Raw genomic sequence first — 13,405 nt, 5'->3', positions numbered from 1 at the left:
GACCGGGAGCGAACGGGCCATCGGCGCCGCCGCACCCGTCAAGCCGGCGGCGCCGATGGCCCGTTCGCTCCCGGTCCGGGTCACGATCCCCGCCGCGGGCGTCGACACCGGCCCGGTCCTGAAGCTGGGCCTCGCCGCCGACGGCACGGTGGAGGTGCCCTCCGTGGCACAGGCGAGCCGGATCGGCTGGTACTCCAAGGGCGTCACGCCCGGCGAGACCGGCCCCGCCGTCCTGATCGGCCACTACGACACCGTGAAGGGCCCGGCCGTGCTGCGGAACGTCGGGAAGATCAAGCAGGGCGCCCGGATCACGGTCGCCCGCGCCGACGGCTCCTCCGCCGTCTTCTCCGTCCGCACGGTCGAGCAGGTCGACAAGGACGCCTTCCCCACCGACAAGGTCTACGGCGACACGACCCGCCCCGAACTCCGCCTGATCACCTGCGGCGGAGCCATCGAGAACGGCCACCGCCCGGACAACATCATCGTCTACGGCGACCTGGTGCCCGCCAAGGGCTGACAGGGCGACACCGGCCCGGACCACCACACCGGGCGGGAAAGACCCGGAAACGACGAGACCCCGTCCGATCAGAAGATCGGACGGGGTCTCGTGAACTCTTCCCGAGCGGACTCGGGAGGAGCGTTACGTGGACCTGAGGGGATTTGAACCCCTGGCCCCCTCGATGCGAACGAGGTGCGCTACCGGACTGCGCCACAGGCCCTTGCAACGAGTGAAACTCTAGCATCCCGATCGGCGTGCTCGGAAATCCGCTCCGGGACTGGTCAGAGGGGTCACTCGTTGGCGGCGCGCGGCCGGTCGCCGTCCTCGTACTGGTCGAACAGCGGGGTGCGGCCCCGCCCGCGGGAGCGACGGGCGGAGGCGCTGCGCCGGGCGTCGCCCCGCGCGTCCTCCGGTCGCTCCTCGGCCGGCACCGGATCGGCCGGCGGGACCTCGGGGCGCTGGTCCGGGGTGACGGCGCTGGAGCGGGCCGAGCTCCAGGTGCCGGGGGCGCCCAGGTCCACGTCGGCGGTGGCACGCGGGGCGACCGGCGCGGTCACGTACGTGGGCAGCGGCACCGGCACCGGGTCCCAGCTCTCGCCGTGGCCGGGGCGGCGCTGCCGCTCGCGCTGCTGGTCGACCCACTCGGCGTGGTCGGTCTGCTCGACCAGGGCACGCCGGTCGGCGGCGAGGGCGGCGGACAGAGCGGGGTCGGTGTGCGGCCCCGTTCCCTCCTCCGGCTCGTCGGCGACGACGGCCGCCTCGGGGGTGGCACGGCGACGCGGCTGGCCGGCGCGCTCACGCAGCCGGGCGGCCGCGTCCTCGGCGCTCCTGCGGTCCATCTGGAAGGCGAACCGGCGCCGTTCCTGCCGGCGCAGGTAACCGATGTACGCGCTGAGCAGCACGGCCGGCACGGCGGGCACCCAGAGGAGGGCCAGGCCCCCCACCGCGGCGGCGATCGCGCCGAGGGTGAAGGCGAGGAACAGCAGCACGGTGGTGCGCCGTCTGCGGGCGAGCACCTTCGTGCGCTGGGCGCGCGCCGCGGCCGCCTGCGCCGAGGGCGCGCGCCGGGCGAGGACGTGTTCGGGGTCGGGTGCCTGGGCGTTGCGGGGCGGATGCGCCTGCGCGGAGGGCGACTTGGGGGCCGCAGGGGCCACCTGGTCGCGCGGGGCTTCCGCCCGCACCTGCCGCTCGGGTTCGGCGTCCGCCCGGACCTGACGGCGCGTCGGAGGCACGGCGAAGTCCCGGACGTCCACCGGGTCGGTGGCGACGTCCGGGTCACCGGCGTCCGGCTCCCCCTCCTGGGTGGAGCGCGCCCGCAGGTCCTTGGCGTACCGGCGCTCCATTCCCGCTCTTCCGGACAGCAGCCGGATGGCGGTACTGAAGCGTTCCGTCGGACGGGCCTCGTTCAGCTCGTCCTGCCTACGGAGCCACATCGGCACCAAGTAGGCGGCCCAGGCCCCGACGATGACTGCGTAGATGAGGCCGCTGCTGCTCACGACTCACACGGTAGAGGGATTTGCTCGGAGCCATCCGCCAATTGAGCCGGTGTGTCGCACGATCTGGCTGATATTTCCAGCTTTTTTTGCGATCGATGCGATCAGTGGACCGTCGAAGGGGGAATTGAATGCCCGGAGACGGTACCGAGATGGTCGCCCCGGGCATTAATTCGAACAGATATTCAATTTCCGGCGCTGTTCGCATTCCCCGGCTGACCGGGCCGCTCCGCGCGGATGCGCCGCCAGCGGTCGACCAGGCCGCCGGGGACCTCCTCGGCGGTGAGCGCGTAGACCATGTGGTCCCGCCAGGCGCCGTCGATGTGCAGATAACGCGGCCGCAGACCCTCCTCGCGGAAGCCGAGCTTCTCCACCACGCGCCGGCTGGGCCGGTTCTCCGGGCGGATGCAGACCTCCAGACGGTGCAGCCCTACCGCGCGGAAGCAGTGGTCGGACACGAGCGCGACGGCGGTCGGCATCACCCCGCGCCCGGCGACCGACTGGTCCACCCAGTAGCCGATGTGCGCCGAGCACATGGAACCCCAGGTGATCCCGGCCACCGTCAGCTGGCCCACCAGACGCCCCTGGTACTCGATGACGAACGGCAGCATCCGGCCCGCCGTCGCCTCGGAACGCAGGTGCCGGATCATCTGGCGGTAGGTGGGCCGGTGCGTGATCGGCCCGGTCGGGGTGGGCGGCGGGATGGTCGCCTCCCAGGGGCGCAGCCAGTCCCGGTTGCGCCGGTTGACCTCACGCCAGGCACGCTGGTCGCGCACCCTTATCGGCCGCAGGACGACATCGCCGTCCACCAGCACCACGGGCCAGGATCTGCCGGTCAGCTCGCACCCCCGGCGCCCGCGTGGCCCGGTGCGTCGGGCCGGGGGTGGTCGCCGCCGCGGATCTGGTCGACGGCGTGCGTCAGCAGCGGCTCCAGCACCGCGAGTCCGTCGCGGACCCCGCCGCTCGAACCCGGCAGGTTCACGATCAGCGTGCCGCCCGCGACCCCGGCCAGGCCCCGCGAGAGCGCGGCGGTGGGCACCTTCTCCCGCCCGTACGCCCGGATCGCCTCGGCGATGCCCGGTACCTCGCGGTCGAGGACCGCGCGGGTGGCCTCGGGGGTGCGGTCGGTGGGCGAGATGCCGGTGCCGCCGGTGGTGACGACCGCGTCGTACCCGGCCGCCACGGCCGCGCGCAGGGCGGCCTCGACCGGGTCGCCGTCCGGGACCACCTGCGGGCCGTCCACGATGAAGCCGAGGCGGGTGAGACCCTCGGCCACGGCCGGGCCGCCCTTGTCGGCGTAAACCCCGGCGGAGGCGCGGTTGGAGGCGGTGACGACCAGCGCGCGGTACGGGGTGCCGGTCACGCCCGGCTCCAGTGGCCGGACTTGCCGCCCGTCTTCTCCTCCACCCGCACGTCGGTGATGACGGCGCCCTTGTCGACCGCCTTCACCATGTCGACCACGGTGAGCGCGGCGACCGAGACGGCGGTGAGGGCCTCCATCTCCACGCCGGTGCGGTCGGTGGTCTTCACGGTGGCCCGGATCTCCACGCCCTCGTCCGTGACGGCGAGGTCCAGCGTCACACCGGAGACCGACAGCGGGTGGCAGAGCGGGATCAGGTCCGGGGTGCGCTTGGCGCCCATGATGCCCGCGATCCGGGCGGTGGCCAGGGCGTCGCCCTTGGGCACTCCCTCACCGCGCAGCAGCTCGACCACGCGCGGGGACACGAGCACCCGGCCACTGGCACGGGCGGTGCGCGCGGTCACTTCCTTCCCGGATACGTCGACCATGCGGGCCGCGCCCGCCTCGTCGATGTGCGTCAGTCGGTCGTGCGTACTCATGGTGTGCGGTGCTTCCCGTTCGCGGCCCGCCGGCGCGGGCGATGCGCGGGCCTCCTGTGCGCGCCACGGTACCGCCAAGTGGGCTCGGGCACCGGGCCGGGACCCGCTCACGCCCCCGCGCGGGGGCGGGGGAAGGTCAGCCGAGCAGGACGACCTCGACCTCGGTGCCGGGCTCGGCCTCCGTCACGTCCTCGGGGAGCACGATCAGCGCGTTGGCGTGGGCCAGCGCGGCGATCAGATGGGAGCCGCTGCCACCCACGGGGGTGACCTCGCCGTCCGCGTAGTTGCCACGCAGGAACTGGCGGCGGCCCTCGGGCGAGCGCAGCGGTCCGTCCACCGTGAGGGTGGCCCGCGTGCGCGGCCGGTGGACCTCGGGAAGGCCCATCAGAGCGCGGATGGCGGGGCGTACGAACAGCTCGAACGAGACGTAGGACGACACCGGGTTGCCGGGCAGGGCCAGCAGCGGGGTGTGGTCGGGGCCCACCGCGCCGAAGCCCTGCGGCTTGCCGGGCTGCATGGCGAGCTTGCGGAAGTCGACCCCGCCGCCCTCCTCCTCGCCGACCTCGGTGAGCGCCTCCTTGACCACGTCGTACGCGCCGACGCTCACCCCGCCGGTGGTGACCAGCAGGTCGGCGCGGACCAACTGGTCCTCGATGGTGGAGCGCAGCACGTCGGCGTCGTCCGCGACCGCGCCGACCCGGTAGGCGATGGCGCCCGCGTCCCGGGCGGCGGCGGTGAGGGCGAAGCTGTTGGAGTCGAAGATCTGGCCGTGCTCCAACGGCTCGCCCGGCTGGACGAGTTCACTGCCGGTGGACATCACGACGACGCGCGGGCGCGGCCGCACCCGGACCGTGCCCCGGCCGATCGCGGCGAGCAGCGCGATCTGGGACGGCCCGAGGACGGTGCCCGCGGCGAGCGCCCGGTCACCGGCGCGTACGTCGCTGCCGCTGGGCCGGACATGGGCCCCCGTCGCGGCGGGCCGGAAGATCCGGACCTGGCCCTCGGCACCCTCGGGCGCCTGGGCGCGGGCGCGCATCCCGCTCGCCGGGCCGCCGCCGAGCCCGGCGTCCGTCCACTCCACGGGGACGACGGCCTCGGCGCCGGGCGGCAGCGGGGCGCCGGTCATGATGCGCGCGGCCTGGCCGGGGCCGACCTGGACCGGGGCGGCGTCGCCGGCGGCGACGTCACCGACCACGTCCAGGACCGCCGGGTACTCCTCGCTCGCGCCGGTCACGTCCGTGACCCGTACCGCGTAACCGTCCATGGAGCTGTTGTCGAAGGGCGGCAGGGACACCGGCACCATGACGTCGTCGACCAGCGCACAGCCCTGCGCGTCGGGGAGCTGGAGCTCGATGGGGTCGAGCGGGCGGACGGTGCTGAGAATGTCCTTGAGGTGCTCGTCCACCGACCACACGTGGTCCGGTCCGACGGGACGGTTCGCGGCGGTGCTCAACGTTCCTGCATCTCCTCGGCGACGAAACTGCGCAGCCAGGTCCTGAAGTCCGGGCCCAGGTCCTCACGTTCGCACGCGAGACGGACAATGGCACGCAGGTAGTCGGCACGGTCGCCGGTGTCATAGCGGCGGCCCTTGAAGACGACGCCGTGCACCGGACCGCCGACCTTCTCGTCCTCCGCGAGCTGCTGGAGGGCGTCGGTGAGCTGGATCTCGCCGCCCCGGCCGGGCTCGGTCTTGCGCAGTATGTCGAAGACGTGCGGGTCGAGGACGTAGCGGCCGATGATGGCGTAGTTGGACGGGGCGTCCACCGGGTCGGGCTTCTCGACCAGGCCGGTCACCTTGACGACGTCGCCGTCCTCGGTGCTCTCCACGGCCGCGCAGCCGTAGAGGTGGATCTGCTCGGGGGCGACCTCCATGAGGGCGATCACGCTGCCGCCGTGCTGCTCCTGCACCTCGATCATGCGCTGGAGCAGGGGGTCGCGGGGGTCGATCAGGTCGTCGCCGAGGAGGACCGCGAAGGGCTCGTTGCCGACGTGCGGCGCGGCGCACAGCACGGCGTGGCCGAGGCCGCGGGGGTCGCCCTGGCGGACGTAGTGCATGGTGGCCAGGTCGCTGGACTCCTGGACCTTGGCGAGGCGGTCGGCGTCGCCCTTCTTGCCGAGAGCCGACTCCAGCTCGTAGTTGCGGTCGAAGTGGTCCTCCAGCGGACGCTTGTTGCGTCCGGTGACCATGAGGACGTCCTCGAGGCCCGCCGTCACCGCCTCCTCGACCACGTACTGGATGGCCGGCTTGTCCACGACCGGCAACATCTCCTTGGGCGTCGCCTTGGTCGCGGGCAGAAAGCGGGTACCCAGCCCGGCTGCCGGAATGACAGCCTTGCTGATCCTCGGGTGCAACTCAGTCATGCGCGCCACTCTAACCGGTGCCCTTGGGGGGAAATCCCCTGCTCCGCTTAGGTGAGCGTGATAATCGCGGACCGAAATGGAGGCGGCCACAGGTGGAATCCGACGAACGTGCGAACGACCCCGGCAAGCGGGGTCTACGGCGTGAACTCCTGGCGAACAGAAGGGGGTTGAGCGAGGAGGACCTTCTCGCTCATGAGCGCGCCCTCGCCGCGCACGCCCTCGCCCTGCCCGAACTCGCCGCCGCCCGCACGGTCGCCGCCTACGTCTCGGTCGGCACCGAGCCCGGTACGGCAGCGCTCCTGGAGGCACTGCGCGAGCGCGGCACCCGCGTGCTGCTGCCGGTACTGCTCCCCGACGACGACCTCGACTGGGGCCCGTACACCGGACCCGGCTCGCTGGCGGTGGTCCGGCACGGCGGGCGGATGGAGCTGGCCGAGCCCGCCGGGCCGCGCCTCGGACCCGGCGCGGTGACGGAGGCGGACGTGGTGCTGCTGCCGGGCCTCGCGGTGGACGGGCGCGGGATGCGGCTGGGGCGGGGCGGAGGGTCGTACGACCGGGTGCTCGCACGCCTGGAGCGCGCGGGCGCGCGTCCGGCGCTCGTGGTGCTGCTGTACGACACGGAGGTGGTGGCGCGGGTGCCCGCCGAGGCGCACGACCGCCCGGTGCACGCCGTGGTGACACCGACGGGGGTACGCCGTTTCGCGCGCCCCTGAGCGCCCCTGACAGGAGAGAAGGCCCTCCACGCGCGCGTGGAGGGCCTTCGTGCGGTTGACGCTGTCAGCGACTCACGGCCGCAGGTTCAGCGTGTCCTTCGTGCTGCCGTCGACCGACTTGGCCGAGAAGGACCAGGGCAGCAGATCACCGTCGGCCCACTTGTCGGTCTGGTCGGTGTAGTGGGCGTTGAAGGCGTGCCCGGAGGCGCCGCTGAGGTTGATCCAGCGGGACTTGTCGAGGTCGGCCAGGTTGACGACCATGCGCATCGACGGCACCCACACCACCCCGTAGCCCCCGGCGGCGTTCCAGCCGGTGGCGTTCACGGTGGCCTCGCCTCCGCTGAGCTTCCAGGGACCGCGGTTGAGCGCGTACTGGAGCAGCTCCGGGCCCTGGAGGCCGAGGGTCTGGTTCTTCAGGAACAGCCGGTGCAGGCGGCCCCAGCTCCAGGTGTCGATGTCCTTGCCGAGCTTGGCGGTCAGCTCCCAGCGGGCGTCGATCATGGCGCGGGTGAACAGCTCGTCGCGGTTGTGCGCGGCCGGGCGGTTGCCCGACTTGGGCGCCTGCCACCACTGGCTGTCCGGCTTGTCCATGAGCGTGCGCACGACCTCGAACCAGCGGTCGCCGCCGTCCGGCTGCGCCTGGTCGGCGTCCCGCTGACCGCACTCGCGGACCTTGCTCCGGTCGTCCAGCGGGCCGGTGCTGCCCGCGCGCTCCACCCACAGGCACTGGTTCTTGGCGCGCAGCTCCTTGGGGAGCTTGTCGCCGAAGCCGAGCTTGAGGATGTTGCGCCACACGGCGTTGAAGTAGGCGGCCGCGGCCGAGTCGGCGTCCTGGGTGTAGTCCCAGCCCTCCAGCAGCTTCTGCGCCTTGCGGACCTCGGGGTCGTCCAGGTCCAGCTTCAGCAGCTTGGGCACCAGCAGCTTGGCGATCTCACTGCTGTTGTCGAGCTGCATCTGGCGCATGTCGTCGGTGGAGACCTTGCCGCCGTCCTTGATCTTGGACTCGATCAGGTCGGCGATGCGCTGGCTGCGGGTGCCGTAGCCCCAGTCGGTGGTGAGGGTGTACGGGTACGCGTCCTTGTCGACCACGGCCTGGTTGGCGGTGACGATGTAGCCGCGCTTCGGGTTGTACTCGTAGGGCAGCTCGTCCTGGCTCAGGAAGCCGGTCCAGCGGTACTTGGAGTCCCAGCCCGGCGCCGGCACCGAGCCGTCGTCGCCCGTGGCGCGGGTGGGGATCTTGCCCGGCAGGGTGTAGCCGATGTTCTCGGAGTCGGCGTAGATCAGGTTCTGGGACGGCACGTCGAAGAGCGCGGCGGCCTTGCGGAACCCGGTCCAGTCGGACGCCTTGTCCATGGCGAACACGGCGTCCATCGAGGTGCCGGGGTCGAGCGCGGTCCAGCGCAGCGCGATGCCGTAGCCGTCGCCACGGTCCGGGGCGGCGGTGTCGACGCCGGCCTTGCGGCCGACCTCCACCAGCTCGTCGTCGCGGTCGGAGAGCAGCGGCATGCCGTCGGCGGTCTGGCGTACGACGATCTTCTTGGACGCGCCCCCGGCGACCTTGATGGTCTCCTCGCGGGTGCGGAAGGGGCGGACCTTGCCGTCGGAGAGGTAGCCGTCGCCGGAGATCTTCTCCAGGTAGAGGTCGCTGACGTCGACGCCGGAGTTGGTCATGCCCCACGCGATGCTGCCGTTGTGGCCGATGACCACACCGGGCATGCCCGCGAAGGTGTAGCCCGCCACGTCGTACTGGCACTTGCTGGAGACGTTCCGGCAGTGCAGGCCCATCTGGTACCAGACCGAGGGCAGCGACGCGGAGAGGTGCGGGTCGTTGGCGAGCAGCGGCTTGCCGGTGATGGTGTGCGCGCCGGAGACGACCCAGGAGTTGGAGCCGATGCCCTGGCCGTTGACGCCGACGGCGGTGGGGAGGTCGTCGAGGACCTTGGTGAGGCCGGTGAGCTGGCCGGTGAGGCCGGTACCGGTACCTCCCGCGGTGCCGGTCGTGCCCTGGCTGCCTTGGCTGCCCTGGCCGCCGGCGCCCGTGCCGGTGCTGCCCGCCGAACCCTGCGTGCCCGTGCCGGTTCCCGTGCTGGTTCCCGACGGGGCGCCGTCCTGCTGGAAGGTCTTGCCCAGCGCGCTGTACTGGCCCTCGCGCACGATCGGCTTGTTCCGGTCGTAGGGGTAGTCCGGGTACAGCTCGCGGATCTGCTGCGGGGTCAGACGGCTGGTCATCAGGGCGCGGTCGGTCTCGTCGCGCATGTTGCCGCGCAGGTCCCAGGCCATCGCCTTCAGCCACGCGACGGAGTCGACCGGGGTCCACTCGGCGGGCTTGTAGTCGTTGGTGAACCCCAGGGCCGCGTACTCCAGGGAGATGTCCTGGCCGTCCTTGCCCTTGAGGTAGGCGTTGACACCCTTGGCGTACGCCTGGAGGTACTTCTTCGCGGAGGCCGACAGCTTGGTGTCGTACTCCTGCTTCGCCACCCGGTCCCAGCCCAGCGTGCGCAGGAACGCGTCGTTCTTGACCTGGCTCCTGCCGAACATCTCCGACAGGCGGCCGGAGGTGAGATGGCGGCGCACGTCCATCTCGTAGAACCGGTCCTGCGCCTGCACGTAGCCCTGGGCCATGAACAGGTCGGCGTCGGAGGAGGCGTAGATCTGCGGGATGCCGTAGCCGTCGCGCTTGACGTCGACGGGGCCGGAGAGGCCCTCGAGCGTGACCGATCCCTTGGTCTGCGGGAAGGAGGCACGCACCGTGCTGATGGACCAGAACGCCCCGAAGGCTATGCCTCCGATGAGGGCCAGGACCAGCAGAATCACGACAAGTCGGGCTTTGCGCCCCTTCTTCCTGCCGGACGTGCCGGGCTTGTCACCCGATGTGGCGGTGGTGTTGGGGGGCATCGCTGTCCTTGCTGTCCTCACGCGAGCGGCAGGCGGGGCTGTGACTTTGAATGAGCGCTGGAGCAACCATAGGCGCAGGCCCCGGAACCACTTGACGCGGAGTCGGGAAGCAGCGCGCACGGGCGTTCGATCTTGCCAACCCGAGCGTCAAGGAAGCGTCAAGAGTTAGGTAAGGTAACGAAGTAGTCGGGTGCGGTCCGCCGCCCCTCGGTGTCTTGTGTACGCGAGCCCACGTGCGCCCCCGCGCGGGCCAAGGAAGGGATGCGCCGCTGACTGTCCACCACCTCAACCAGCTCCTGTTCGCCTGCTCGCTGATCCTCCTGGTCGCGGTCGCGGCCGTGCGGATCTCCTCGCGCAGCGGGCTCCCCAGCCTGCTCGTCTACCTCGGGATCGGCGTCCTCATGGGCTCCGACGGCGTGGGGAACATCCACTTCGACAACGCGGAACTGACCCAGGTCATCGGGTACGCGGCCCTGGTCGTGATCCTGGCCGAGGGCGGTCTCGGCACGAAGTGGAAGGAGGTGCGGCCGGCCCTGCCGGCCGCCTCCGTGCTGGCTACGGTGGGCGTGGCGGTGAGCGTCGGCGCGACGGCTGCGGGCGCGCACTACCTGGTCGGACTGGGGTGGCGGCAGGCGTTCATCGTCGGCGCGGTGGTGTCCTCGACGGACGCGGCTGCCGTCTTCTCCGTCCTGCGCAGGATCCCGCTCCCCTCGCGGGTGACGGGCACGCTGGAGGCGGAGTCCGGCTTCAACGACGCCCCGGTGGTCATCCTGGTCGTCGCCTTCTGCCGTGCCGGTCCGGTGGAGCACTGGTACATCCTGCTGGCCGAGATCGTGCTCGAGCTGGCCATCGGCGCCGCCCTGGGTCTGGCGGTGGGCTTCCTCGGCTCCTGGGGGCTCAGGCACGTCGCCCTGCCGGCCTCCGGTCTCTACCCGATCGCCGTCATGGCCATCGCCGTCACCGCGTACGCGGCGGGCGCGCTGGCCCACGGCAGTGGCTTCCTCGCCGTCTATCTGGCCTCCATGGTGCTGGGCAACGCCAAGCTGCCGCACTGGCCGGCCACGCGCGGGTTCGCGGAGGGGCTCGGCTGGATCGCGCAGATCGGCATGTTCGTCCTGCTCGGCCTGCTGGTGACCCCGCACGAGCTGGGCGACGACGTGGTGCCCGCGCTGATCATCGGACTGGTGCTGACCATGGCGGCCCGGCCGCTGAGCGTGGTGGTGAGCCTGACCCCGTTCCGGGTGCCGTGGCAGGAGCAGGCGCTGATGTCCTGGGCGGGGCTGCGCGGCGCGGTCCCCATCATCCTGGCGACCATCCCCATGGTGAGCGGGGTCGAGGGCAGCCGCCGGCTGTTCAACATCGTCTTCGTGCTGGTCGTCGTCTACACCCTGGTCCAGGGGCCGACCCTGCCCTGGCTGGCCCGCAAGCTGCGGCTCGGCGAGGTGGGCGAGGCGTCCGACCTCGGCATCGAGTCGGCGCCGCTGGAACGGCTGCGCGGCCATCTGCTCTCGCTCACCATCCCGGACGACTCCCGGATGAACGGCGTGGAGGTGGGCGAGCTGCGGCTGCCGCCGGGCGCCGCCGTCACGCTGGTCGTCCGGGACGGCAAGTCCTTCGTGCCCTCCCCCACGACCGTGCTGCGGCACGCGGACGAACTGCTGGTGGTGGCCACCGACCCGGTCCGCGACCAGGCCGAACGCCGGCTCCGCGCGGTCGCCCAGGGCGGCAAGCTGGCCGACTGGCTCGGCACGGGCGGCGGGCAGCACCGGCACTGAGGGTGCTGGTTCTCACAGGTCGGGCGGCGGGAGCCGCCTGTACGATCAGGGCATCTGATCGAACCAAATCTGTCCGATTCGTCTGACGCAGAGCTGGCGCGACCGTATGGCGGCCGGACCTCAGCAGTTCCACCGGTATCTACCGCAGTTCCGCGCGCAAGAGGACGGCTCTCGGTGCCCCCCGCACGGGCGCGCTACCAGGCGGAAGAGAGGCACGGGCCGTGGCATCCACGGTCACCACCGAGCGGTCGGCACGTCCGGGTTACGGCCAACTGCTGCGCACGAAGGGCGCGTGGACCTTCCTGGTCCCCGGCTTCGCGGCACGTCAGCCGTTCGCCATGCTCACCATCTCCATCGTGCTGCTGGTGCGGCACACCACCGGCTCGTACGGCGCGGCCGGTGCGGCCGCGGCCGTCACCGGGGTCTCCATGGCCCTGTTCGCGCCGTACAGCGGCCGTCTCGCGGACCGGTACGGCCAGCGGGCGGTACTGATGCCCGGTGTCGTCCTGCACACGGCCGCGGGCCTCACCCTGACGGCGCTCGCGCTGGCGCACGCCCCCCTGTGGGCGCTGTTCGCGGCGGCGGTGCCGACCGGCGCCTCGGTGCCGCAGGTCGGCCCGATGGTCCGGGCCCGCTGGGGCACGCGGCTGAAGGGCTCGCCCCTGATGAGCACGGCGGCGGCCTTCGAGTCGGTCACCGACGAGCTGACCTTCGTCGTCGGCCCGCTGCTGGCGACCGCGCTGTGCACGGCCGTCACGCCGTCGGCGGGCCTGGTCACGGAGGCCGCGCTGACTCTGGTCGGCGGTCTGCTGTTCGCCGCCCAGCGGGGTACCCAGCCGCCGGTGCCGCCGCGCGGCGAGGAGACGGGGGACGCCGCGCACGCGCGCGTGTCCGCCCTCCGGGTGCCCGGCGTACGGGTGCTGATCGTGACGTTCCTCGGCATCGGCGCGGTCTTCGGCGGGATGCAGGTCTCGCTGGCCGCGTTCACCGAGTCCATCGGCGAGCCCGGTCTGAACGGCGTCCTCTATGGCGTCTTCGCCGCCGGAAACATGCTCTCCGGGGTGGTCTGCGGCGCGATCGCCTGGAAGTCGTCGCCCCGGCGCCGGCTGATGGCCGGGTACACGGCGCTCGCGCTGGCCACCTCCGCGCTGTGGACGGTGCACTCGGTGCCGCTGCTGGCCGGGCTGGGCCTGCTGGTCGGCATGTGCATCGCGCCCTCGCTGATCACGGGGTACACCCTGGTGGAGGACCTGGTGCCGGTGGGCGCCCGGACCGAGGCGTTCACCTGGCTGACGGGCGCGGTGGCGCTGGGTCAGGCGGCCGCCGTCACGGTGGCGGGACAATGGGAAGACCGGCTGTGGGACGGCGCCGGGTTCCTGGTCCCGATGGCCGGGACCGTACCGGCGCTGGCGACGATCGTCGCCCTGCGTTCCCTGCTGGTGGCGCGGGCCCGGAACCGTACCGTGGCGCGTGGCGTCGGTCACCGCGAGCCGGTCACGGTGGACTGATCCACGGGAATGCGTCACTATGGAGCATCGTTAGCACTCATTGAGTGAGAGTGCCAGGAGGAAGACAGTGCCGACCTACCAGTACCAGTGCAAGGACTGCGGCGAAGGCCTCGAAGCGGTGCAGAAGTTCACCGACGACGCCCTGACCGAGTGCCCCAGCTGCGGTGGCCCCTTGAAGAAGGTGTTCTCCGCCGTCGGCATTGTCTTCAAGGGCTCCGGCTTCTACCGCAACGATTCGCGCGGCGCGTCGTCGAGCAGCAGCCCGGCCGCGAAGTCGTCTTCGTCGTCCTCGGACGCGAAGTCCTCGTCGTCGTCCACCTCG

12 protein-coding genes and 1 tRNA gene are annotated in these 13,405 nt (G+C 72.0%); 5 read left to right on the top strand and 8 right to left on the bottom strand.

The features are described from left to right. On the top strand, positions 1 to 517 hold a 517-nt coding region (locus CCN33_RS00065), incomplete at its 5' end, for a class F sortase (protein ID WP_107483873.1). A 128-nt stretch (positions 518 to 645) separates the two neighbouring features. Here the strand turns inward: CCN33_RS00065 and CCN33_RS00060 are convergent. The 7 genes from CCN33_RS00060 to galU all read right to left on the bottom strand — a co-directional run bounded on the left by CCN33_RS00060 (position 646) and on the right by galU (position 6,192). Next, positions 646 to 719, bottom strand: a tRNA-Ala gene (locus CCN33_RS00060). A gap of 70 nt (positions 720 to 789) precedes the next feature. Then, positions 790 to 1,995: a divisome protein SepX/GlpR gene (gene sepX, locus CCN33_RS00055; protein ID WP_086689816.1), complete on the bottom strand. Its 1,206-nt coding sequence runs from the start codon at positions 1,993 to 1,995 to the stop codon at positions 790 to 792. Positions 1,996 to 2,177: 182 nt separating this feature from the next. After that, positions 2,178 to 2,810 (bottom strand): GNAT family N-acetyltransferase, encoded by a 633-nt coding sequence (locus tag CCN33_RS00050; RefSeq protein ID WP_086689813.1) that lies wholly within the window; start codon positions 2,808 to 2,810, stop codon positions 2,178 to 2,180. A gap of 17 nt (positions 2,811 to 2,827) precedes the next feature. After that, a complete protein-coding gene (locus CCN33_RS00045) occupies positions 2,828 to 3,355 on the bottom strand; it encodes a MogA/MoaB family molybdenum cofactor biosynthesis protein (RefSeq protein WP_244173519.1) in 528 nt (175 codons plus the stop codon). Continuing rightward, on the bottom strand, positions 3,352 to 3,831 hold the full coding sequence (gene moaC / locus CCN33_RS00040) for a cyclic pyranopterin monophosphate synthase MoaC (protein ID WP_086689807.1): 480 nt from the start codon (positions 3,829 to 3,831) through the stop codon (positions 3,352 to 3,354). Before moaC ends, CCN33_RS00045 begins: the two co-directional genes overlap by 4 nt. A gap of 136 nt (positions 3,832 to 3,967) precedes the next feature. Beyond that, positions 3,968 to 5,284, bottom strand: a complete 1,317-nt coding sequence (glp, locus tag CCN33_RS00035) for a molybdotransferase-like divisome protein Glp (RefSeq protein ID WP_086689805.1) — start codon at positions 5,282 to 5,284, stop codon at positions 3,968 to 3,970. Further along, the gene (gene galU / locus CCN33_RS00030; RefSeq protein WP_086689803.1) at positions 5,281 to 6,192 is read right to left on the bottom strand and encodes a UTP--glucose-1-phosphate uridylyltransferase GalU; all 912 of its coding nucleotides are present in this window, start codon (positions 6,190 to 6,192) and stop codon (positions 5,281 to 5,283) included. Before galU ends, glp begins: the two co-directional genes overlap by 4 nt. Before the next feature lie 92 nt (positions 6,193 to 6,284). Between galU and CCN33_RS00025 the strand changes: the two genes are divergently transcribed. After that, positions 6,285 to 6,905, top strand: coding sequence for a 5-formyltetrahydrofolate cyclo-ligase (locus CCN33_RS00025; RefSeq protein ID WP_086689801.1), 621 nt, complete (start codon positions 6,285 to 6,287; stop codon positions 6,903 to 6,905). Positions 6,906 to 6,977: 72 nt separating this feature from the next. Here CCN33_RS00025 and CCN33_RS00020 read toward each other — a convergent pair whose 3' ends face one another. Continuing rightward, positions 6,978 to 9,800 (bottom strand): penicillin acylase family protein, encoded by a 2,823-nt coding sequence (locus CCN33_RS00020; RefSeq protein WP_086689799.1) that lies wholly within the window; start codon positions 9,798 to 9,800, stop codon positions 6,978 to 6,980. A 233-nt stretch (positions 9,801 to 10,033) separates the two neighbouring features. Between CCN33_RS00020 and CCN33_RS00015 the strand changes: the two genes are divergently transcribed. From CCN33_RS00015 to CCN33_RS00005, 3 genes are all read left to right on the top strand, one after another. Next, positions 10,034 to 11,575, top strand: coding sequence for a potassium/proton antiporter (locus CCN33_RS00015; RefSeq protein ID WP_244173517.1), 1,542 nt, complete (start codon positions 10,034 to 10,036; stop codon positions 11,573 to 11,575). A gap of 221 nt (positions 11,576 to 11,796) precedes the next feature. Next, positions 11,797 to 13,083, top strand: coding sequence for an MFS transporter (locus tag CCN33_RS00010; protein WP_086689795.1), 1,287 nt, complete (start codon positions 11,797 to 11,799; stop codon positions 13,081 to 13,083). A gap of 67 nt (positions 13,084 to 13,150) precedes the next feature. Then, positions 13,151 to 13,405, top strand: a 255-nt coding sequence (locus tag CCN33_RS00005) for an FmdB family zinc ribbon protein (protein WP_086689818.1), incomplete at its 3' end; no start/stop codon positions are given.

It is taken from the genome of Streptomyces recifensis (assembly GCF_002154615.1).
GTDB classification, from domain to species: Bacteria; Actinomycetota; Actinomycetes; order Streptomycetales; family Streptomycetaceae; genus Streptomyces; species Streptomyces griseoluteus.
Note: the sequence above shows the minus strand (reverse complement) of the source record. Positions and strands in the feature narration are given on the sequence as shown.

Bases quoted from the DNA above. Each gene is read 5' to 3' on its own strand.
- CCN33_RS00020 (WP_086689799.1), bottom strand. From the start codon at position 9,800: ATGCCCCCCAACACCACCGCCACATCGGGTGACAAGCCCGGCACGTCC.
- moaC (WP_086689807.1), bottom strand. From the start codon at position 3,831: ATGAGTACGCACGACCGACTGACGCACATCGACGAGGCGGGCGCGGCC.
- galU (WP_086689803.1), bottom strand. From the start codon at position 6,192: ATGACTGAGTTGCACCCGAGGATCAGCAAGGCTGTCATTCCGGCAGCC.